This window comes from Puniceibacterium confluentis (assembly GCF_007923445.1).
GTDB lineage: Bacteria > Pseudomonadota > Alphaproteobacteria > Rhodobacterales > Rhodobacteraceae > Puniceibacterium > Puniceibacterium confluentis.
Map to the genome: position 1 here is coordinate 113,613 of NZ_VOJI01000008.1, position 20,430 is coordinate 134,042.

The following is a 20,430-nucleotide window of genomic DNA, read 5'->3' on the forward strand; positions in this document are numbered from 1 at the left end:
CATGAAGATCAAATCCGTAAGAACCCGCGTCTGGAACTGGACCGGCCCGACCGTGCCGCCACAGGGCAATTTCTGCACCAATGCGTCCGACGCGCTCTGGCTCAAGGGGGACGCAATGTCGTCGTTCCGGTTCCACCAGTGGCTCACCTGCGAGGTCGAGACCGATGACGGCACCGTGGGAATTGGCAACGCCGCCCTGGCCCCTACCGTGGTCAAGAAGGCGATTGACGACTGGTTCGCGCCGCTGGTGATCGGCGAAGACCCGTTCGACAATGCCTATATCTGGGAAAAGATGTACCGCCGCAGCCACGCCTGGGGTCGCAAGGGCATCGGCATGACCGCCATTTCCGCCATCGACATCGCGATCTGGGACCTGATGGGCAAGCTGGCCGGCAAACCGGTGTTCAAGCTGCTGGGCGGGCGCACCAAGGAAAAGATCCCGGTCTATTACTCCAAGCTCTACGCCGGTGACGTCGACGCGATGCAGCAAGAGGCCGAAGAGGCGATGAAGGGCGGCTACAGCGGTTTCAAGACCCGGTTCGGTTATGGCCCCAAGGACGGGATGACCGGGATGCGCGAGAACGTCAAACGGGTCGAGGCGGTGCGCGAGGTGATTGGCTATGACACCGACCTGATGCTGGAATGTTACATGGGCTGGAACCTCGACTATGCCCGGCGGATGCTGCCCAAGCTGGCCGAATTCGAACCCCGCTGGCTGGAAGAGCCGGTGATCGCCGACGACGTGAACGGCTATCGAGAACTGAACGCAATGAACATCGTGCCGATCTCGGGGGGCGAGCATGAATTTTCGGTCATCGGCTGCGCCGATCTGATCCGCACCGGCGCCGTCAGCGTGCTGCAATACGACACCAACCGCGTCGGCGGCATCACGGCGGCGCAAAAGATCAATGCCATTGCCGAAGCGTTCCAGGTGCCGGTGATCCCGCACGCCGGACAGATGCACAACTATCACCTGACCATGGCCAACGTGAACTGCCCGATGTCGGAATACTTCCCGGTCTTCGACGTCGAGGTCGGCAACGAGCTGTTCTACTACATCTTCGACGGCGACCCCGAGGCGCAGGACGGATTCCTGCAACTGGACGACACCCTTCCCGGTCTTGGCATCACGATTTCCGACAAGCATCTGAAAAATTTCGAGATCTTGGAGTGAACATGACCCACATTCCCCTGCCCGCGACGCAGCCATGACCGACTATTCCGGCATCTGGCCCGTCGCGCCCACCCCGTTTCACGACGACGGCACCCTGGACCTTGACGGGATGCGCCGGGTCCTGGACTGCCTGATCGACCAGGGCGCCGACGGACTCTGCATCCTCGCCAATTTTTCCGAACAGTTTCTGCTGTCAGACGCCGAACGCGAGACGCTGACCCGGCTGTCGCTGGAACATGTCGCCGGCCGGGTTCCGGTGATTGTCACCATCAGCCACTTTGCGACTTCCATCGCGGTGGAACGCGCGCATTTTGCCAAGGATCTTGGCGCTGACATGGTGATGATGATGCCGCCCTATCACGGCGCGACGCTGCGCGGTTCTTCGGCGCAGATATTCGACCAGTTCCGGGCAGTGGGCGCCGTCGGCATCCCGATCATGGTGCAGGATGCGCCCATTTCCGGTGTCGATCTGCCGGTGCCGCTGCTGGTCAGGCTGGCGCGCGAAATCGAAATGGTCAAGCTGTTCAAGATCGAATGCCCCTTTGCCGCCAACAAGCTGCGCCAGCTGATCGCCGAAGGCGGCGACGCCATAGAGGGACCGTTTGACGGCGAAGAGGGCATCACCCTGCTGGCCGATCTGGACGCCGGGGCGCGGGGGTCGATGACCTCGGGGATGATCGTCGATCAGATCAAGCCGGTGATCACCCATCATCTGGCAGGACGGACACAGGCGGCGGTATCGGCATATGCCCGGGTGCTGCCCGCCATCAACCACGAGAACCGCCAGTGCGGCTGGCGCTCGTGCAAGGCGGCGATGGTCGAGGGCGGCGTGATCGCGTCGGAATTCTGCCGTCACCCGATCGAGCCGCTGCACCCGGCTGTCCGGGCCCGGCTGATCGACCTGCTGCTCCCGCTGGAACCTGTGGTGCTGACATGGGGCCGGACATGACGCCCCGGCCAAGAACAGGCTCGATAACAGCGGCATGAGGATGCTAGACACACCCCAGAGTGCAACTCGGTCCGCCCCCGCGCGGCCAGCTTCGCAAAGGGTGGTGTCGGTGAGCGACAGATTTGACATGTCGACCCTGACACGGCTGCGCTTCAAGCAGCTGGCGCTGGTGGCCAGCCTGTCGGACACGCGCAACCTTCATGCCTCGGCGCGGGATCTGAACCTCTCGCAGCCCGGCGCGACCAAATTGCTGCAAGAGATCGAACGCATTCTCGGCGTCGACCTGTTCACGCGCGGCCCCAAGGGGATGGAGCCGACAGTCTTCGGCGTGACTGCCGCCCGCCACGCCCGCGCGATTCTGTCCGAGATGGACCGCCTGACGCAGCAGATGGGCGCGATGGCCCGCGGTGAACTGGGAAGCGTGCGCCTGGGTGCGATCATGGAGGCCGTCCCCGGCGTGCTGACCGAGGTCTTCAACACGCTGGCAGTGGCGGGAACCGGGCCGCTGATCACGCTGACGGTGTCCACATCCGACCATCTGGTTGCGGCGCTGACCGAAGGCGAGCTCGACCTGGCACTGGGTCGCCCGGTCGAACATGTCGATATGGGCAATATCCGCTTTGAACCGCTATGGGCCGAAGAGCTGTCCATCGTCGCCGCCGCAAATCATCCGCTGTTCAGCGCGGGTGCGCTTTCGCTCGAGCAACTGCTGGATTTCGAATTCATTCTCCAGTCGCGTCCCAGCCCGATGCGCACCGCCATCGAACTCACCTATGCACGGGCCGGCCTGCCGTTGCCGAACAGCCGCCTGGAAACTTCGTCAATGCTGATGACGACAAATCTGGTCAGCTGCAGCAATCTGCTTGCCGTCCTGCCCCGGTCCGTCGCACGATTTTACATCGACACAGGCCTGATTGCCGAGATCGGCGTCGGTCTCGACGGGTTCATGGGGCGCTACGGACTTCTGATCCCGAACCGCGATGAACCGGACCCCGGGGTCGAAGCGTTGATCCGTCACATCCAGTCTGTGGTCACCCCCTAGCAGAAAACCCGCAGCGCGACTGGACCCGGCCCGGCCTGACTCCCGCGCCAGGGTTGCCGTGGCGATACCGGGGTGACAGTGGATGTGCGGCTCTGTGACAGCGCCCGGGTCATGCTCTGGCGCGATCCGCGCCCGGGCGGCGTTTCGTGTCGCGGGCAGGCTGGTGCGACCGTTCGCGGCAAGGCCCCCCCATGGCGTCAGGCCAGCACAAGTTTCAGCACCATTTCCCCGATGTGGCGCCGCAGCGCGTCCTGCCCCGGTTCCTCAAAAAGCTCATTGCCAAAAATGCGCGAAAACGTCGCCCGGTTCGAGACGTTGAAATAGCACAGCGCCGAGATGTGCCAGTGCAGTTCCAGTGCGCTCAGGCCCGGACGAAACAGCCCCGACGCCAGACCGCGTGCATAGATCTCCTCGAGCAGGCGGATGGCCGACGAGTTCTCTCCGGCCATATCAGCAGAATCGGGCATGTGACGGCCGCCATGCACGTTTTCGATCATCACCAGCCGAATGAAATCCTGCGACCGGCGGTGGTGATCAAAGGTGAATTCCGCCAGCCTGCGCAGTGCCTCATCCGGAGCAAGCCCGCCCAGTGCCAGCGCGTCCTCGGCCTTTCGGGTCTGGCGGTAAGCGTCCGCCAGCACTTCGCGGTACAGTCCCTCCTTGTCACCGAAATAGTAGTATATCATCCGCTTGGAGGTCGAGGTGCGGGCGGCGATCTCTTCGACCCGGGTGCCGGATAACCCCTTGTCAGCAAAGACTTGTCGCGCAACAAGCAGGATATTGGCCCGCACGCGGTCGGGATCCTGTTTCCAGCTGCGCCGAGGCTGATCCGCCGCCTTTCCAGAGGTTTCGGCCTTGTCCATCGCGTCCCCCAAATCCTGTTGGTCTGCATACGGGATTGTCCCGGACTTTTGCACGAATTTTTCGCCACCGCAAAGATAATTAACTGTAGCGAACATTCTGTTGACTAAATTAACCGAGTTGAACAATATACCGCAAAAGCGGCCAACGCCGTCGCAAGGGGAGGAGACCGTGAGCGTGCCAATGCACTGGATGCCAATGCTGATCGACCGCAGCGACTCCGACGCCCCGCACGTGCGCGTCGGTCTGCTGGGGCATGGCATTTCCGCCTCGCGGACACCGCGGATGCACATGGCCGAAGGGCGCGCGCAGGGGCTGGTTTACGACTACCACCTGATCGACCTCGCGGATTGCACACCTGCGCCTGCCATTGGCGACATCCTCGGTGAGATCGAGGCGGCGGGGTTTCGCGGCCTGAACGTGACCTATCCCTACAAACAGGCGGTGATCGCCCATCTCGACACGCTGTCAGACAACGCGCAGGCCGTCGGGGCGGTCAACACGGTTGTGTTCGGCGATGGCGCACGGCGCGGGCACAACACCGATTACTGGGGCTTTGCCGAAAGCTTCCGCCGCGGCCTGCCCGGGGTCAAACGCGACGTCGCGCTTCTGATTGGCGCTGGTGGTGCGGGCGGGGCTGTTTCGGCCGCGCTTCTGGGTGCGGGTATCGGGCGGCTGATGATCCTTGACACAAATCCGGATTCTGCCGAGCGTCTGGCACGCTCCCTGTGTAGCCGTTTTGGCCCCGGACGGGCCGAAGTGGCACCGGAAGTCGAAGCCGCCGCAGCCCAGGCAGACGGAATCGTCAACGCCTCACCGGTAGGAATGGCAAAATTGCCTGGTTTGCCGCTCTCAGCCAGCCTGGTCACCCCCCGCCACTGGGTGGCCGACATTGTCTATTTCCCGCTTGAAACAGAGCTTCTGGCCACTGCCCGCGCCAAAGGGTGCGCAGTGCTGCCGGGGTCGGGAATGGCATTGTACCAGGCGGTGCGGGCGTTCGAGCTGTTCACAGGGTTGCCCGCCGACCCGCAGCGGATGCAGGCGACATTCGACAGTTTCACGACAGGATCCGCGACATGAAAACCTCAATCGCAACTGTCTGCCTTGCCGGTGACCTGCGCGAAAAGCTGTCAGCAATCGCGGCGGCCGGATTTGACGGCATCGAGATTTTCGAACAGGATTTCATCGCCTTCGACGGTGGTCCGAAAGAGGTCGGCGACATGGTGCGCGATCACGGGCTGGACATCACCCTGTTCCAGCCGTTCCGCGACTTCGAAGGGCTGCCGGAACCGCTGCGCGCCCGCGCCTTTGACCGGCTCGAACGCAAGTTCGATCTGATGCAGGAACTGGGCACTGACCTGGTGCTGGTCTGTTCGTCGGTGCACCCCGAGTCGCTTGGCGGAATTGACCGCATGGCTGCGGATTTTGCCGAAGTCGGTGAGCGGGCAGCGCGACGCGGCCTGCGGGTCGGCTTCGAGGCGCTGGCCTGGGGCAAACACGTCTGGGACCACCGCGACGCCTGGGAAGTGGTGCGCCGCGCCGATCATCCGAACGTCGGTCTGATCCTCGACAGCTTTCACACACTGGCCCGCAAGATTGCACCCGACACCATCCGTTCGATTCCCGGCGACCGCATCTTCTTTGTCCAGCTGGCGGACGCGCCGCAGGTGGAAATGGATCTGCTGTACTGGTCGCGGCACTTCCGCAACATGCCGGGCGAGGGCGATCTGGATGTCTCGGGATTCATGCGGGCGGTGGCGGCTACCGGCTATGACGGGCCGCTCAGTCTCGAGGTGTTCAACGACCAGTTTCGCGGCGGCAGTCCGCGCACCATTGCCGTCGACGGGCACCGGTCGCTGGTGTACCTGATGGATCAGGTCGCCCGCCGCGAGCCTGGCATTGCACTGCAGCCGCCGCAGATGCCGGACCGCATCCGCAGCGCAGGCGTTGCCTTTGTCGAATTCGCCGCGTCCGAACGCGAGGCTGCCGATCTCGCCGGCCTGCTGCACAGCATGGGTTTTCTGCGGGTGGGACGGCACATCGCCAAGGCTGTCGAGCTCTGGCAACAGGGTGAGATCCGCATCGTGGTCAACACCGACCCCGAGGGATTCGCCCATGCCGCCCACGTCGCGCACGGGCTCAACATCTGCGACGTCGGCCTGTCGGTCAACGATGCAGGCGCCACGGTCGAACGGGCCAAGGCGCTTGGCGCCACGACATTCCGCCAGCCGGTCGGCCCGGGCGAGTTCGAAATTCCCGCGATCCGAGGTGTCGGCGGCGGGCTGTTGCATTTCATCGACGACCACAGCGGGCTGTCCGAGGTCTGGAAGACCGAATTCCAGCCGATCGAGGATGATGCGCCTTCGGAACCGGCGGGTCTGCGGCGCATCGACCATATCGCCCAGACGATGAACTACGAAGAGATGCTGACCTGGTCGCTGTTCTACATTTCGCTGTTCGACGTGGCCAAGCAGCCGATGGTCGATGTGGTCGACCCCCACGGGCTTGTCCGTTCGCAGGCGATCGAAAGCCCGGACGGCGCCCTGCGCCTGACCATGAACGGTGCCGAAACCCACCGCACCTTTGCCGGCCGCTTCATTGCGGACAGCTTTGGATCGGCGGTGCAGCATGTGGCGCTGGCAACGGACGACATCATGGCGGCCGCGCGGGCGCTGGAACGAAACGGGTTCCAGCCCCTGCAGATCCCGAAGAATTACTACGACGACCTCGCGGCCCGGTTCGGCCTCGATGACGCCTATGTTGCCGAGTTGCGCGAACTGAACCTGCTGTTTGATCAGGTCGGGGACAGCAGCTTCTTGCAGCTCTATTCCAAGCCTTTCGGCGACGGCATCTTTTTCGAGATCGTCGAGCGGCGGGACGGATACAGCGGGTACGGCGGACCGAACGCGCCCTACCGCGTAGCAGCCCAGGCCCGCCTGATGCGCCCGTCCGCGATCCCGCACAGCTGAGCAGAAGACCACTGGCCAGACAGACATATCATCAAGGAGGAGACAGATGATGAAAACCACCCGCAGAACCGCCCTCGGGCTGATGACCGCCGGCGCCCTGGCGCTGAGCACCGCGCTTCCCGCCTTTGCCCAGGACAAGCCCAAGCTGCGCTTTTCGGCGGTGTTCTCCGAGCAGGACATCCGCGCGGAAATGATGCAGAAGCTGCAAAGCGCCGTGGCGGACACCGCCGAGCTGGAGCTTTTTTACGGTGGCAACCTGTTCAAGCAGGGCACCGAGATCATTGCGATCCAGCGTGGCAACCTTGAAATGGGCAATGTCGCGCCGCAGGACATCGCCAACCAGATCCCGGCCTTTTCGATCCTGACCTCGGCCTACCTGTTCCGCGATGCCGAACATCTGAAGAATTTCTTCGCCAGCGATGCGGGCGCCGAGATGAAGAAGCTGGCGGAAGACCAGCTTGGCATCCACATTCTGGGCGCGACCTATTTCGGCACGCGCCAGGTCGGCCTGCGGATCGACAAGGAAATCAAGACCCCCGCAGACATGGCCGGCGTCAAGCTGCGTATGCCCGGCGGCGATTCCTGGCAGTTCCTTGGCGAGGCTCTTGGCGCCAACCCGACGCCGATGGCCTATGCCGAGGTTTACACCGGTCTGCAGACTGGCGCGATCGACGGTCAGGACAACCCCTACCCCAACGTCGAAAACATGAAGTTCTACGAAGTGATGAACCAGATCGTGCGCACATCGCATCTGGTCGGCTACGACCTTCTGGTGATCTCGAAGAAAGCCTATGAAGCAATGAGCGACGAGCAGCGCGCCGCCTTTGACAAGGCCGCCGACGAGGCCATCGCCTGGAGCACCGAGCAGCACATCGCCCGCGAGAACGAACTTGGCGCCTTTTTCGAAGAGAAGGGCCTGAAGATCTCGACACCCGATGTCGATGCCTTCCGCGCCCATGCGCAGGAGCTTTATCTTGGCTCGGACCTGTCGAAAGACTGGCCCGAAGGCATGATCGAGCGCATCAACGCGCTGTAATCGCGCAGGCCCTGCCCGGTGCACGCCGGGCAGGGTTTTCTTACGGGGGAGTAACGGCAATGGAACGTCTGAGGACGCTTGGCGGCTGGCTGCACCGACGTGCCGGCGATGTCGCGTCGATCATGCTTGCGGTCATGTTCATCGCGTTCATCTGCCAGGTGGTGTTCCGCTATGTGCTGAACCTTCCCGTCGGCTGGGCGTCGGAGCTGTCCATCGTGATGTGGCTCTGGCTCGTGTTGTGGGGCGCGGCCTTCGTGGTCCGCGAAGAAGAGGAAATCCGCTTTGACATCCTCTACAGCTCGGTCAGCCCGAAGGTGCGCCGGGGGATGGTGATCTTGTCGGCGCTGGCGGCCCTGTTCCTCTATGGGTATTCCTTGCCCGCCACCTGGGACTTCGTGACCTTCATGAAGGTGACAAAGACCTCCTACCTCGACATCCGCTATGACTGGCTGTTCTCGGTCTACATCCTGTTCGTGCTCGCCGTTCTGGTGCGCTACACCTACCTGCTGATCCAGGCCATCCGCGGCCGCGGCGGCGACAGCGCCAAGACCGGGGACCAGTTCTGATGTTTTTCGACCCCTTCGCCCTGAGCGTTCTGTCCATTGTCGCGCTGGCACTGCTGGGCCTGCCGATCGGTCATGCGATGATCTGTTCGTCGGTCCTGTATATGCTGCTCGAAGGGCAGGATATGGGCATCGCCGCCGAACAGATCCTGAACGGGCTGTTCACCAGCTATATCCTGCTTGCGGTTCCGCTGTTCATCCTCGCTGCCGAACTGATGAACTCGGGCTCGATGACGCTGCGGCTGCTGGCCTTCTGCAATGCCTTTGTCGGACGGTTCCGCGGTGGTCTGGCGCTGGTCAACGTCGTGCAGTCGGTGATCTTTGCCGGCATGTCCGGGTCGGCCATCGCCGATGCGGCGGGCACCGGCAAGATGATGCAGAAGATGATGACCGAGGGCGGCAAGTACCCGCCCGCCTTCGCCGCGGCCCTCACCGCCAGTTCCGCGGTGATCGGGCCGATCATCCCGCCCTCGATCCCGGTGGTGATCTACGCCCTGGTGTCTGACGCCTCGATCGGCTTCCTGTTTCTGGCCGGGGTGGTTCCCGGTCTGCTCATGGGGCTGTCGCAGGCCGGGATCATCGTATCGACCGCGCGACGCCGGAACTTCCCGGTGGAAGATCCGGTGCCCCTGCGTGAATTGCCCGGCGTCACCTTCCGCGCCCTGCCTGCCCTGATGATGCCGGTTGTCCTGCTCGGCGGCATCTACGGCGGCGCAACCACCCCGACCGAAGCCGCCGCCGTTGCAGCCCTTTATGCGCTGCTGGTCTCGACTCTGCTGTACCGCAGCGTGACCTTTGCATCCCTGCGGGAATCGCTGTCGTCCTCGGCCCGGACCACCGCGTCCATCGGGATGCTGATCGCCGGGGCGCTGGTCTACAACTACGTCGTCACGATCGAAAACATCCCCGCCAGCCTCAGCACCTGGCTGGCCGGGTTCGACCTGAGCCCGGTCGCGTTTCTGCTGATGGTCAACGTGATCCTGCTGATCCTCGGCTGTCTGCTCGAAGGCACGACCATCCTGCTGGTGGTGGTTCCGGTCTTTATTCCCACCGCCAATGCACTTGGCATCGACCTTGTGCATTTCGGCATCGTCTGTGTGGTCAACATCATGCTGGGCCTGATCACGCCGCCCTATGGCCTGCTGCTGTTCGTGATGACCACCATTTCGGGCCAGCCGCTGGGCCGCATCGTCAAAGAGGTGATGCCGTTCCTGCTGATCCTGATCGCGTCGCTGGCGCTGATCACGCTGGTGCCCGGCGTCTCGCTCTGGCTGCCGCGGCTCTTTGGTTACAACGGATAACGCCATGCCCGCACCGATCTACATCCTCAACGGTCCCAACCTCAACCGCCTGGGTCGCCGTGAGCCCGAGATCTACGGCCATACCACTCTGGCCGAGGTCGAGGTGCTGTGCCGGGACGCCGCGGGCGACTGGCCGATGGAGTTCCGCCAGAGCAATTCCGAATCCGAACTGATCGGCTGGATTCACGAGGCGACGGACAACGGCGCGGGGATGATCATCAACCCCGCCGCCTTCACCTTCTACTCGATGGCGATCATGGACGCGCTCAAGATGTTCCCCGGCCCGCTGATCGAGTTCCACATCTCGAATATCCACAGACGCGAAAAGATCTATCACAACTCTCTGGTGTCCGGCGTTGCCACGGCGGTGATCGCCGGGCTGGGCGCGCAGGGCTATCGCGTGGCGGTCAGCGAACTGCTCCGGCTGATCCGCAAGGATTGAACCTGCACCCTGACCATTGCGCCCGGGCGGCCCGATGGCCGTTGCCCTGACGGCGCGCGCGGCCAAGGGGCGGTTTGGCCAATCTGTCACCGCACTCTTGCCGTCGGGTCAACCTGCGCGTACACAGCCGCCGTGCCACCACCGGCACGGGATTGCGGCCGACCGCCGTGCTACAGACACACATGCAACAGAGGTTTCAGACCATTGCTTGACCAGCCTGCCTTCCGCGCCGAGCTTTCCGCGCACTATGATCTCGCGCCGTCGACCGCTCTGGCGCAAAGCATGTCAGACGCCTACGCCCGGATGTCACGGGTTGTCTCGCCCCCGGATTTTGCCGTTCACGCGCCGTATATCGCGGCGATCAACCGGCTCAAGGTAGAGCGCAACGCGGTGATCCTCGCCCACAACTACATGACGCCGGAAATCTATCATGGGGTCGCGGATGTTGTCGGTGACAGCCTGCAACTGGCAATCAAGGCGACCGAGGTCGAGGCCGATGTGATCGTGCAATGCGGCGTGCACTTCATGGCCGAGACCTCGAAGATCCTGAATCCCGCCAAGACGGTGCTGATTCCCGACATGGAGGCCGGCTGTTCGCTGGCGGAAAGCATCACCGCAGAGGGCGTGGCCGAAATGCGTCGCCGCTACCCCGGTGCGCCCGTGGTGACCTATGTCAACACCACGGCCGAGGTCAAAGCCGCTTCGGACATCTGCTGCACCTCGTCCAACGCGGCGCAGATCGTCGCCGCGATCGAGGGCGACACGGTGATCATGACGCCCGACAAGTATCTGGCGCAGAACGTCGCCAAACAGGTCCCTCACAAGCGTATCGTCTGGTGGGACGGTGCCTGCATCGTGCACGAACGCTTCACGGCACAGGATCTGCGGGATTTCCGCGACTGGAACCCCGACACCCGCATCATCGCCCATCCCGAATGCCCGCCCGACGTGGTGGCCGAGGCAGACTTCAGCGGCTCGACCAGCGGCATCATCGACTATGTCACCCGCGAACGGCCGGGCAAGGCCATGCTGGTGACCGAATGTTCGATGGCGTCCAACATTGCCGACGAACTGCCGGATATCGACTTTGTCGGACCCTGCAACATGTGCCCCTACATGAAGAAGATCACCCTGGAAAAGATCCTCTGGTCGCTGCACACCATGCAGGGTGCCGTCGAGGTTGACGCCGCGGTGGCCGCCCGGGCGCGTATCGCGGTCGAGCGGATGATCGACATGTCCCGCCGTCTGGCGGCCTGAGACCGCCATGCAGGAACTGGCCACCGAACGTGTCGTCATTGTCGGCGCGGGGCTGGGGGCGCTGTATGCTGCACTCAGGCTGTCACCCCGCCCGGTGCTGGTGATTTCGCCCGAAGCGCTGGGAACCGGCGCAAGTTCGGCCTGGGCGCAGGGTGGCGTGGCCGCTGCCATGGATCCGGCCGACAGCGCCGAGGCCCACGCCGCCGACACCGTCCGCGCCGGGGCGGGCACTGTTGATGCCGATGTGGCGCGGGCGGTTGCCGCCGAGGCGCGGGCGCATGTCCTGGACCTCACCGACCTTGGCACCTGTTTTGACCGGGCCGATGACGGCGCATATGTGATGTCACGCGAGGCGGCGCACAGCTTTGCCCGTGTGGTCCGTGTCAAGGGTGATCAGGCCGGGGCCGAGATCATGCGGGCGCTGATCGCCGAAGTGCGCCGCACGCCGTCGATCCAGGTGCTGGACGGTGTGATCGCGACCGGACTTGCGGTGCACGCGGGCGGGGTGCAGGGGGTCGAGGTGTCGCTGTCCCGGCCGGGCGGCTCCGTGCCCTGTCTGATCCGCTGTCCGGCAGTCCTGCTGGCGGGGGGCGGTTCGGGCGGGCTTTTTGCACAGACCACCAACCCGTCGCGCATCCGCGGACAGGTGATCGGGCTGGCGGCGCGGGCCGGCGCCGTCATCGCCGACGCCGAGTTCGTCCAGTTCCACCCGACCGCGATCGCCACCGGGGCCGACCCCGCGCCGTTGGCGACCGAAGCGTTGCGCGGCGCGGGGGCGACGCTGATCAATGCCGACGGGGTCCGGTTCATGGCCGCGTGGCATCCGGACGGCGAACTGGCGCCGCGCGACATCGTCGCCCGGGCAATCTATGCGGAGACGCAGGCCGGACGGCGCCCGATGCTGGACACCCGCGCCGCGCTGGGACAGCGGATCCTCGGCGAATATCCCGCCGTGGCCGGGGCCTGCCAGGCTGCCGGGATCGACCCGGTGCGGGATCCCATCCCGGTCGCCGCCGCCGCGCATTACCACATGGGCGGCATCGCCTCGGATGCCCGGGGCCGCGCCTCGCTGGACCGTCTCTGGGTCTGCGGCGAAGCGGCTTCGACCGGGTTGCACGGCGCCAACCGGCTGGCGTCGAACGGCCTGCTCGAAGCGCTGGTCTATGCCCGGCGCTGCGCGCTCGACATCGAGGCCGCCCTTGCCCCCTGCGCCCTTGCGCCTGCGGTCACGCTTCCCGATCTGGCGCCGCAGGCATCCCCCGATCCGCACCTTGTTGCCCGGTTGCGCCGCGCCATGACCGACGGTGTCGGTGTGGTCCGCACCGCGGCGGGTCTTCACCAGGCTCTGGGCATCATCGCGTCGGTCGAATCGGCACAGGCGGATTGTGCCGAGCTGCGCAACATGACGGCAACCGCCACGCTGATCGCCGCCGCCGCCCTGCTGCGCGAAGAAAGCCGCGGCGGCCACTATCGCGCCGATTTCCCCGACATGGACGGCGCCACCGGCAGCCGCAGCCATATGACGCTGGCACAGGCGATGACCCTGCGTGCCCGCACCGCACTGGAGACGACATGACTGCGCCCTTGCCCGACCTCATCCTTGAACCGCTAGTCCGTGCCGCGCTGATGGAAGATCTGGGCACCTACGGCGACATCACCACCCGCACGGTCATCCCGCAGGGCACGCGCTATACCGCCCGGATCCGCGCGCGCGAGGCCGGTGTCGTGTCTGGGATGCAGATCGCCACCATCGCCTTTCGTCTTGTCGATCCGGGCCTGAGCCTGCGGACGCTGTGCCGGGACGGCAGCGACATCGCACCCGGCGATACCCTGATGGAGATTACCGGCGACGCCGCCGCGATCCTGTCAGCGGAACGGGTGGCGTTGAACTTTGCCGGACGGCTGAGCGGCATCGCGACACTCACAGCGGCCTTTGTGTCGGAGACCGCCGGCACCGACACCCGCATCACCTGTACCCGCAAGACCACGCCAGGCCTGCGTCTGGTCGAAAAGCTCGCGGTGCTGCACGGCGGCGGCTTCAACCATCGGTTTTCGCTGTCCGATGCGATCCTGATCAAGGACAATCACATCGCCGCGGCCGGCGGCATCCGGCCGGTGTTGGCTGCAGTCAAGGCCAGTGCGTCGCACATGATCCGGGTCGAGATCGAGGTCGATACCCTGGCACAGCTTGACGAGGTGCTGGACGCGGGCGGCGCCGACGTGGTGCTTCTGGACAACATGGACACCGCGACCCTGCGGCAGGCGGTCGTCCGGGCCGACGGCGCGGTCGTGCTCGAAGCTTCGGGGAACATGCGACGCGAGCGCATTGCCGAAGTGGCGGCCACCGGCGTCGGCTATATCTCGTCCGGGGCGCTCACTCATTCTGCACCAACGCTCGACCTTGGTCTGGATTTCTGATTAGCACGGAACCTGCAAGGAACGGCAACCCGCTGCCCCGCCAGTAACAGAGACTCCGTAGTGCCCGCAAACACCGCTTCCAGACCCGCCGCCTGGCCCGAGCTGTTGCTCGAGGATGTTGGGCTGCGGCTGTCCGGTCGTGCGGTGCTGCAAGGCCTGACGCTGCGGGCGCGCGAACGTCGCATCGGCATCGTCGGGCGCAATGGCTCGGGCAAGACATCGCTGGCGCGGCTGATCGCCGGGCTGATCCCGCCCACCTCGGGGCGCATCACCGTCGCCGGTGTGGACATGGCGCAGGACCGCAAGGCGGCGCTGCGCATGGTCGGCATCCTGTTTCAGAACCCGGACCATCAGATCATCTTTCCGACCGTGGCCGAAGAGATCACCTTTGGCCTGACCCAGTTGGGTCACAACAAGGCCGCGGCAGCACAGCAGACCGCAGCGGTTCTGCACCGGTTCGGCAAGGCGCACTGGGCAGATGCCGCCACCCACAGCCTGTCGCAGGGGCAGAAGCAACTGGTCTGCCTGATGGCGATCCTGGCGATGGACCCCGGGCTGATCATCCTGGACGAGCCGTATTCCGGGCTGGACATTGCAACGCGGCAGCAGTTGATGCGCTATGTCGACCGCACTCCGGGCGGCGTCATCCTTGTCTCGCATGATCCCGATGCCCTTGCCGGATTTGACCGGGTGCTCTGGCTGGAACAGGGTAAGATTTTGGACGACGGTCCGGCTGACAGGGTTCTGCCACGGTTTCAGGCGCAGATGCAGGCATGGGGAGGGCAGGATGATCTCACTCACCTCACCGGTTAGGATCTGGGCCCATTCGGCCCGCGCGGGCGTCAAGCTGGGCCTGCTTTCGCTGGCCACAGGGGCGCTGTTTGCCACCGAAAGCCCCGTGCTCCTGGGGGTTGCGGCCGCGGGGGCCGGGGCGCTGTATGTCAGTGGCGGGACCGAGTTCGCCCGCGCCGGTCTGCGCAGTCTGCGCCTGCTCTGGCCGTTCCTGCTGGTGATCGCGATCTGGCACGGGCTGACCGGGCAGATTGCGGCCGGTATTGCGGTGACGCTGCGCCTGCTGACCGCAGTGGCGCTGGCGAATTTTGTCACCATGACCACCCAGCTCAGCGACATGATCGCGGTGATGTCATCCCTGCTGGCACCGGTGCGCCGCCTCGGTCTGTCGACCCGGGCGCTGGAACTGTCGGTGGCACTGGTGGTGCGCTTTACCCCCACGCTGGCCCGGAAAGGTCAGGATCTGGTCGAATCGTGGCGCGCCCGGTCGCCGCGTCGGCCCGGCTGGCAGATCGTGATTCCGATGGCAGCGCTGGCCATTGATGATGCAGAACAAGTTGCCGAAGCGCTGCGGGCGCGCGGCGGCATGGAATGATTCCCAAATCTGAAGAGGACCACTGAATGGAACGTAACCTTGCTCTTATCGCCCTGTTTGCCGCGTTGATCGCGGCACTCGGACTGATCCCGAAACTCACGCTGGCCTTTGGCGTGCCGATCACCGCGCAGTCGATGGGCGTCATGCTGTGCGGCACCGTTCTGGGCGCGCGGCGGGGGGCGCTGGCGGTGCTGCTGTTTCTGGCGCTTGTCGCGCTTGGCCTGCCACTGCTGGCCGGTGGGCGCGGCGGTCTTGGCGTGTTCGCCTCGCCCACGGTCGGGTTTCTGATCGGATTTCCCGTCGCCGCCTTCGTCACCGGCTTCATCGTCGAGCGCTGGCGCGGCAATCTGGCGCTGGTCTCCGCCCTCGCCTCGGTCATCGGCGGGATCCTGGTGCTCTATGTCTTTGGTATCGCCGGTCTGGCCTTCATGCTGGACAAGACACTGACCGAGGCCGCCCTTCTGGTCACCGCCTTCATTCCCGGCGACCTGATCAAGGCCGGACTGGCCGGCGGGATCACTTCGGGTCTGGCCCGTGCACGCCCCGAAAGCGTGCTGTCGCGGGGATGACCCCGACCGAGGCATTGCTTGCGGGGCGCCGGTCGGTCCGCGGGTTTCTGCCGGAGGCCGTGCCGCTGCAGGATCTTGAAAGGATCCTGCGCGCGGCACGGTCCGCGCCCAGCGGTGCCAATCTGCAACCGGGCCGGTTTCACGTGCTGACCGGCACGCCGCTTGCCGACCTCGGCCGCGCATTGACCCGGGCCGACCGGGACGGGCGGCCGCCGGTGGCCGAATATTCCTATTTCCCGCAGCCCATGCCAGCGGAGCTCAAGGAGCGACAGCGGGTGGCGGGTTTCGCGCTTTATGCCGCGCTTGGCATCGGGCGGCGCGATCTGGCGGCCCGCAAGGCGCAGTTCAGCGCCAACTACAGCTTTTTCTCTGCACCGGTGGGCATCGTGGTGACGATCCATCCCGACATGGGCAAGGGCTGTTTCATGGACCTGGGCATGGCGCTGATGGCGCTGATGGTCGCCGCCGAAGCGTTGGGGTATGCCACCTGCGGTATCGGCGCCCTGGCAAATCACGCCGACGTTGCCCACGACCACCTGGCCCTGGGCGACGACGAAATGGTGGTCTGCGGCATCGCGCTGGGACGGGCCGACCCGGACGCCGCAATCAACACCGTCACAACCGAGCGCGCGCCACTGGCGAGCTATGCCAGTTTCACCGGCTTTGATCCGCAGACATGAGCACCGCCGTGCCCAGTCCGCCGGCCGCAGCGATCGCAGCCAGCCCGATGCCGCCACAAAGTTGCAGTTCATGGAACAGCCGCACCGCATTGATGGCACCAGAGGCGCCGATGGGATGACCCCGCGCAAGGGCTCCGCCGCTGCGGTTGACGATACCGGGGGCAATTCCGGCAAGGCGAACGCAGGCCATCGCCTGAACCGCGTAGGCCTCCATCACTTCGGCCACCGCCAGATCAGTGGCCCGCAGGGATTGACGCGCCAACACCCGGTTGATCGCCGCCACTGGCGCGATGCCGGGGCAATCCGGTGTGTCGCCCACGGTTGCACCGTCCAGCAAGATCACGCCTGCCCGAGATTGCCCGGCCGCGACACGCTCTGACACCAGAATGCAGAAGGCCGCCGCATCCGCTGCCACCGCGGCATTGGCCACGCTGATCGTGCCGGTCAGCTGCGCAGCCCGGGCGCAGGTCCGGGCCGTCAGGTTGCGGGCAAAGCTGTCGTGGTCGAGCCCGCCCAAGGGCAGCAGTTCCTGTCGGCCGGGCAGAGAGGCCCGCGACTTGCGGTGGCTCTCCACCGCCCAGGCGTCCTGCTCGGAACGGCTGATGCCGAGCCGCACGGCAAGACCGTCGGCGGCGGCGTCCATTTCGGGGTCCTGCCCGGGCCAGGGCACGAACGCCGGGCGGTCATAGGGCAGCGGCGCGCCGCCATCCGGATCGGTGCGCAGGCGCAGCGGACGGCGCGAATAGGATTCGACGCCCCCCGCCACCACCACATCCGCCTGCCCCGAAGTGATCAGCGCCGCCGCCAGAACCAGCGCATCCATGCCGCCACAGCATTGCCGGTCGATGCTCAGCCCGGCAACACGTTCGGGCAGTCCGGCGGCCAGCGCGATCATCCGCGCCGGATTGCCGCCTGCGCCCAAAGCATTGCTGACGATCACCTCATCCACGGCGTCCGCGGCCAGCCCGGCGGCGCGGAGCGCCGCCTGCAGCACCGGCGCACCCAGGGCGTGCAGTTCGAAGCGCGCCAGGTCTCCGCCGCGCGGCGCCACGGGCGAGCGCATGGCCGCAAGGATGCGAACGCCGCTCAAGCGAGATCTTCCAGTCTTTTGGCGATGGCGCGCAGATCCGGCTTGCCCGACGGCAAAAGTGGATAGTCCGGCAGGGAAATCACCCGCCGCGGGGCGGCCAGCGGACCAAAGTGCGCGCGACAGAGATCCAGCAGGTCTTGCTGGCGGCTGGCGTTCGCCTTACCCGCGACCACCGCGACCAGCACCGTGCCGCGCAGCGGGTCGGGCACCGGCATCACCGCGCAATGGGCAGTGCCGGGGTGGCTTTGCAGCAGGGCCTCGATGTCCTCGGGAAAGACGTTCTGACCGGCGATGCAGACCATCCGGTTCTGCCGCCCCGCCACAAACAGGAATCCCTGCGAGTCCTGTCGGCCGACTTCGCCCACGGTAACGAACCCGTTGTCCCAGCGGGTTTCCGGGCTGTGCCCTTCTGCATAGCCGTCAAACAGATAGGGGCTGCGCACCCAGATCTCGCCGAGGCCATCGACCGGATTGCGGATGTCGATCTCGACCCCGGGATACGCCCGGCCAACCGACCCCGCAGGCCCGGAGCCATCCCCCCAGGCTATGAAACTGGTCTCGGAGGTGCCATAGAACTCGGTCACGACCGCTTGCGGGCAGAGCGCGGCCAGACGGGTGGGCAGGCCCTCTGGCATGCGTCCGCCGCCACACAGGATCTGCCGCAGCGACGGCAGCGCCTTGCCCGCGTCGCACAAGAGCTGCAACTGCGTCGGCGTGGCATAGAGCACCGTGCCCCCGGACCCGGCGATCTGCATCGCCTGCTGGCGCGGGCGCAGACCTGCCAGCAGGTGCAGGTCGGCGCCCAGATGCGCGGCCTCTGCAATGGCGTAGAGCGCCAGCGAGTGGACGGGCGCGCTCAGCACCGCATAGACATCCTGCGCCCCCAGCCCAAGGTGCTGGCGGGCGATCTCGAAGCTGGCGATCCAGGACCGGTGGCTGCGGCGGATCGCCTTGGCGGTCCCCGTGGTCCCGCCCGAGCGGCTGTGGAACTGCCCCGCCGCGCTGTCGGCCCGCGCCGACACCGTGACGCCCGCGGCCCCGGTGGCAAAATCATGCCCGCCCGAAATGGCCTGCCGCAGCGCCAGCACGTCCTTCTCTAACCCGGTTGCGCCGGGTACCCCCGGGGCGCAGAGCCGCCCCTGAACGTACAGGCGGGTGGCGGCGTGCCAGCCAAACCGACCCTGTTCGCCCTCTCTCGACGAGTGGGTCAGACCGACCAGGCCCTGCCCTGCATCCGACATTGTGTGTGCCCTTCCCTGCGGCGCCCGGGTGCATGCTAATGACTTGGCGGCACGGCCTCCAGCCGGTTTTCACGCGCCTGGCGCCACGGTTCGCCAACGGGCAGAATTCCGCGAATACCGGCGTCACGCGACGCGCGCCCCTTGTGCCGGGATGCGGTTGCGCACACTCTGCAAAAAACGGGCAGAAGGATCCATGAAATGCGCATCACACGGCGTTGGGTGACACTAGCAGGCGTTGCCGCGCTGCTGTCGGGTTGCGGCGCGGGTGGACGGGTGGGCCCCGTCGCCTCGGCGCGCAGCGCGCCGGACCCGGGCCTTATGCCGCAGCCGAACGCCGGATATGACGCCTGGGTCGCGGCGTTCCGCAACCGGGCGCAGCAGCAGGGTCTTTCGGATCAGGTACTGGGCAGCGCGTTCCGCTCGGCCGGATTTCTGCCCGGCGTGGTGGAACGCGACCGCAACCAGACGGAATTTTCGCGCTCGCTCGAGGATTACCTCGCGATCGTCGCCTCACCCGACAAGGTGGCGACCGGCCGCTCTGCCTTGTCGCAATATGGCAGCCTGCTGAACGAGATCGAAAACCGCTACGGCGTGCCGGCCCGCGTCACCGCGGCCGTCTGGGGCATGGAAAGCAACTATGGCGCCCGGCGCGGGGACATCCCGGTGATCTCGGCCACCTCGACCCTGGCCTATGACGGGCGGCGTGGGGTGTTTTTTGAAAAGCAGCTGATCGCCGCGCTGAAGATCCTGCAAAACGGCGATGTGACACCGGCCGGGCTGGTCGGAAGCTGGGCGGGCGCGATGGGGCACACGCAGTTCATTCCGACCACCTATCAGGCGTATGCCGTGGACTTTCGCGGCGACGGGCGACGGGACATCTGGTCGGACGATCCGACCGACGGGCTGGCGTCTACCGCGGCCTATCTTGCGGCGTCGGGCTGGCGGCGCGGCGTGCCCTGGGGACAGGAGGTGCGGGTGCCTTCCGGCTTCGACGCATCCCGGGCCGGGCGTGGCAACCGCCGCGCCGCCGGGGAATGGTCGGCTCTGGGGGTGCGCCCCGCAAGTGGCGGCGCACTGCCCGATCATGGACCGGCGGCGCTGCTGTTGCCGGCCGGTCCAAACGGACCGGCCTTTCTGGCGTATCGCAATTTCGACGTCATCCTGCGCTACAACAACTCGGAAAACTACGGCATCGGCGTCGGCTACCTGTCGGACCGCATCGCGGGCGCCGCGCCGCTTGCCGCCCGTTTCCCGCCCGACCGCAATGGTCTGACCATCGACGACCGTCAGCGTCTGCAACAGCGCCTGACCGCGCGCGGCTTTGACACCGGCGGCACGGATGGCGTCATCGGACCCAAGAGCGAGGCGGCAATCCGCGCCTATCAGGCCAGCGCCGGTCTGCCCGTCACCGGGCAGCCTTCGCCCGCGATGCTGGCGCAGCTCGGCTGATC

General features: G+C 65.7%; 20 protein-coding genes. 17 read left to right on the forward strand and 3 right to left on the reverse strand.

Annotated features, from left to right (window positions below; genetic code table 11):
* The first annotated feature begins 1 nt into the window (after nucleotide 1).
* From FOY53_RS10925 to FOY53_RS10935, 3 genes are all read left to right on the forward strand, one after another.
* Nucleotides 2-1,174 (forward strand): L-rhamnonate dehydratase, encoded by a 1,173-nt coding sequence (locus FOY53_RS10925; protein WP_146588685.1) that lies wholly within the window; start codon nucleotides 2-4, stop codon nucleotides 1,172-1,174.
* A 34-nt stretch (nucleotides 1,175-1,208) separates the two neighbouring features.
* On the forward strand, nucleotides 1,209-2,123 hold the full coding sequence (locus FOY53_RS10930) for a dihydrodipicolinate synthase family protein (RefSeq protein WP_146588687.1): 915 nt from the start codon (nucleotides 1,209-1,211) through the stop codon (nucleotides 2,121-2,123).
* A gap of 109 nt (nucleotides 2,124-2,232) precedes the next feature.
* Nucleotides 2,233-3,165 carry a LysR family transcriptional regulator gene (locus FOY53_RS10935; protein WP_246107357.1) on the forward strand — a complete coding sequence of 311 codons (933 nt, stop codon included), beginning with the start codon at nucleotides 2,233-2,235 and terminating at the stop codon, nucleotides 3,163-3,165.
* Between the two features lie 197 nt (nucleotides 3,166-3,362).
* On the opposite strand, the gene FOY53_RS10940 is transcribed toward FOY53_RS10935, so the two are convergent.
* Complete coding sequence (locus tag FOY53_RS10940) at nucleotides 3,363-4,028, reverse strand: TetR/AcrR family transcriptional regulator (RefSeq protein WP_146588689.1); 666 nt, start codon at nucleotides 4,026-4,028, stop codon at nucleotides 3,363-3,365.
* 169 nt (nucleotides 4,029-4,197) lie between these two features.
* On the opposite strand from FOY53_RS10940, the gene FOY53_RS10945 reads away from it, so the two are divergent.
* From FOY53_RS10945 to FOY53_RS11005, 13 genes are all read left to right on the forward strand, one after another.
* Nucleotides 4,198-5,106: a shikimate dehydrogenase gene (locus FOY53_RS10945; protein ID WP_246107358.1), complete on the forward strand. Its 909-nt coding sequence runs from the start codon at nucleotides 4,198-4,200 to the stop codon at nucleotides 5,104-5,106.
* Complete coding sequence (locus tag FOY53_RS10950) at nucleotides 5,103-6,995, forward strand: bifunctional sugar phosphate isomerase/epimerase/4-hydroxyphenylpyruvate dioxygenase family protein (protein WP_146588691.1); 1,893 nt, start codon at nucleotides 5,103-5,105, stop codon at nucleotides 6,993-6,995. Before FOY53_RS10945 ends, FOY53_RS10950 begins: the two co-directional genes overlap by 4 nt.
* 46 nt (nucleotides 6,996-7,041) lie before the next feature.
* Entirely contained in the window at nucleotides 7,042-8,031 is a 990-nt protein-coding gene (dctP, locus tag FOY53_RS10955; RefSeq protein WP_222435245.1) for a TRAP transporter substrate-binding protein DctP, read from the forward strand.
* 59 nt (nucleotides 8,032-8,090) lie between these two features.
* On the forward strand, nucleotides 8,091-8,597 hold the full coding sequence (locus FOY53_RS10960; protein WP_146588693.1) for a TRAP transporter small permease: 507 nt from the start codon (nucleotides 8,091-8,093) through the stop codon (nucleotides 8,595-8,597).
* A complete protein-coding gene (locus FOY53_RS10965) occupies nucleotides 8,597-9,895 on the forward strand; it encodes a TRAP transporter large permease (RefSeq protein ID WP_146588695.1) in 1,299 nt (432 codons plus the stop codon). Before FOY53_RS10960 ends, FOY53_RS10965 begins: the two co-directional genes overlap by 1 nt.
* 4 nt (nucleotides 9,896-9,899) lie before the next feature.
* Entirely contained in the window at nucleotides 9,900-10,337 is a 438-nt protein-coding gene (locus tag FOY53_RS10970) for a type II 3-dehydroquinate dehydratase (protein WP_146588697.1), read from the forward strand.
* A 204-nt stretch (nucleotides 10,338-10,541) separates the two neighbouring features.
* The gene (gene nadA / locus FOY53_RS10975) at nucleotides 10,542-11,594 is read left to right on the forward strand and encodes a quinolinate synthase NadA (protein WP_146588699.1); all 1,053 of its coding nucleotides are present in this window, start codon (nucleotides 10,542-10,544) and stop codon (nucleotides 11,592-11,594) included.
* A 7-nt stretch (nucleotides 11,595-11,601) separates the two neighbouring features.
* Nucleotides 11,602-13,170, forward strand: a complete 1,569-nt coding sequence (locus FOY53_RS10980) for an L-aspartate oxidase (protein WP_146588701.1) — start codon at nucleotides 11,602-11,604, stop codon at nucleotides 13,168-13,170.
* The gene (nadC, locus tag FOY53_RS10985) at nucleotides 13,167-14,012 is read left to right on the forward strand and encodes a carboxylating nicotinate-nucleotide diphosphorylase (protein WP_146588703.1); all 846 of its coding nucleotides are present in this window, start codon (nucleotides 13,167-13,169) and stop codon (nucleotides 14,010-14,012) included. Before FOY53_RS10980 ends, nadC begins: the two co-directional genes overlap by 4 nt.
* A gap of 60 nt (nucleotides 14,013-14,072) precedes the next feature.
* A complete protein-coding gene (locus tag FOY53_RS10990) occupies nucleotides 14,073-14,825 on the forward strand; it encodes an energy-coupling factor ABC transporter ATP-binding protein (protein ID WP_186766576.1) in 753 nt (250 codons plus the stop codon).
* A complete protein-coding gene (locus tag FOY53_RS10995) occupies nucleotides 14,800-15,399 on the forward strand; it encodes a CbiQ family ECF transporter T component (protein ID WP_146588705.1) in 600 nt (199 codons plus the stop codon). The genes FOY53_RS10990 and FOY53_RS10995 overlap by 26 nt, the downstream gene beginning before the upstream one ends.
* A 26-nt stretch (nucleotides 15,400-15,425) precedes the next feature.
* Nucleotides 15,426-15,968: a biotin transporter BioY gene (locus FOY53_RS11000; RefSeq protein ID WP_146588707.1), complete on the forward strand. Its 543-nt coding sequence runs from the start codon at nucleotides 15,426-15,428 to the stop codon at nucleotides 15,966-15,968.
* Nucleotides 15,965-16,648: a nitroreductase gene (locus tag FOY53_RS11005; RefSeq protein WP_146588709.1), complete on the forward strand. Its 684-nt coding sequence runs from the start codon at nucleotides 15,965-15,967 to the stop codon at nucleotides 16,646-16,648. The genes FOY53_RS11000 and FOY53_RS11005 overlap by 4 nt, the downstream gene beginning before the upstream one ends.
* On the opposite strand, the gene FOY53_RS11010 is transcribed toward FOY53_RS11005, so the two are convergent.
* Entirely contained in the window at nucleotides 16,623-17,738 is a 1,116-nt protein-coding gene (locus FOY53_RS11010; protein WP_146588711.1) for a thiolase family protein, read from the reverse strand. The genes FOY53_RS11005 and FOY53_RS11010 overlap by 26 nt on opposite strands.
* Nucleotides 17,735-18,979: an AMP-binding protein gene (locus FOY53_RS11015; protein ID WP_146588713.1), complete on the reverse strand. Its 1,245-nt coding sequence runs from the start codon at nucleotides 18,977-18,979 to the stop codon at nucleotides 17,735-17,737. The genes FOY53_RS11010 and FOY53_RS11015 overlap by 4 nt, the downstream gene beginning before the upstream one ends.
* Before the next feature lie 198 nt (nucleotides 18,980-19,177).
* Here FOY53_RS11015 and FOY53_RS11020 point away from each other — a divergent pair, with 198 nt between their 5' ends.
* Nucleotides 19,178-20,428: a lytic murein transglycosylase gene (locus tag FOY53_RS11020; RefSeq protein WP_146588715.1), complete on the forward strand. Its 1,251-nt coding sequence runs from the start codon at nucleotides 19,178-19,180 to the stop codon at nucleotides 20,426-20,428.
* Nucleotides 20,429-20,430: the final 2 nt, after the last annotated feature.

Excerpts from the sequence above, each read along its gene's own strand:
- FOY53_RS10925 (WP_146588685.1), top strand. The coding sequence starts at position 2 with ATGAAGATCAAATCCGTAAGAACCCGCGTCTGGAACTGGACCGGCCCG.
- FOY53_RS10930 (WP_146588687.1), top strand. The coding sequence starts at position 1,209 with ATGACCGACTATTCCGGCATCTGGCCCGTCGCGCCCACCCCGTTTCAC.
- FOY53_RS10940 (WP_146588689.1), bottom strand. The coding sequence starts at position 4,028 with ATGGACAAGGCCGAAACCTCTGGAAAGGCGGCGGATCAGCCTCGGCGC.
- FOY53_RS10950 (WP_146588691.1), top strand. The coding sequence starts at position 5,103 with ATGAAAACCTCAATCGCAACTGTCTGCCTTGCCGGTGACCTGCGCGAA.
- dctP (WP_222435245.1), top strand. The coding sequence starts at position 7,042 with ATGATGAAAACCACCCGCAGAACCGCCCTCGGGCTGATGACCGCCGGC.
- FOY53_RS10960 (WP_146588693.1), top strand. The coding sequence starts at position 8,091 with ATGGAACGTCTGAGGACGCTTGGCGGCTGGCTGCACCGACGTGCCGGC.
- FOY53_RS10965 (WP_146588695.1), top strand. The coding sequence starts at position 8,597 with ATGTTTTTCGACCCCTTCGCCCTGAGCGTTCTGTCCATTGTCGCGCTG.
- FOY53_RS10970 (WP_146588697.1), top strand. The coding sequence starts at position 9,900 with ATGCCCGCACCGATCTACATCCTCAACGGTCCCAACCTCAACCGCCTG.
- FOY53_RS10980 (WP_146588701.1), top strand. The coding sequence starts at position 11,602 with ATGCAGGAACTGGCCACCGAACGTGTCGTCATTGTCGGCGCGGGGCTG.
- nadC (WP_146588703.1), top strand. The coding sequence starts at position 13,167 with ATGACTGCGCCCTTGCCCGACCTCATCCTTGAACCGCTAGTCCGTGCC.
- FOY53_RS10995 (WP_146588705.1), top strand. The coding sequence starts at position 14,800 with ATGATCTCACTCACCTCACCGGTTAGGATCTGGGCCCATTCGGCCCGC.
- FOY53_RS11000 (WP_146588707.1), top strand. The coding sequence starts at position 15,426 with ATGGAACGTAACCTTGCTCTTATCGCCCTGTTTGCCGCGTTGATCGCG.
- FOY53_RS11005 (WP_146588709.1), top strand. The coding sequence starts at position 15,965 with ATGACCCCGACCGAGGCATTGCTTGCGGGGCGCCGGTCGGTCCGCGGG.
- FOY53_RS11015 (WP_146588713.1), bottom strand. The coding sequence starts at position 18,979 with ATGTCGGATGCAGGGCAGGGCCTGGTCGGTCTGACCCACTCGTCGAGA.
- FOY53_RS11020 (WP_146588715.1), top strand. The coding sequence starts at position 19,178 with ATGCGCATCACACGGCGTTGGGTGACACTAGCAGGCGTTGCCGCGCTG.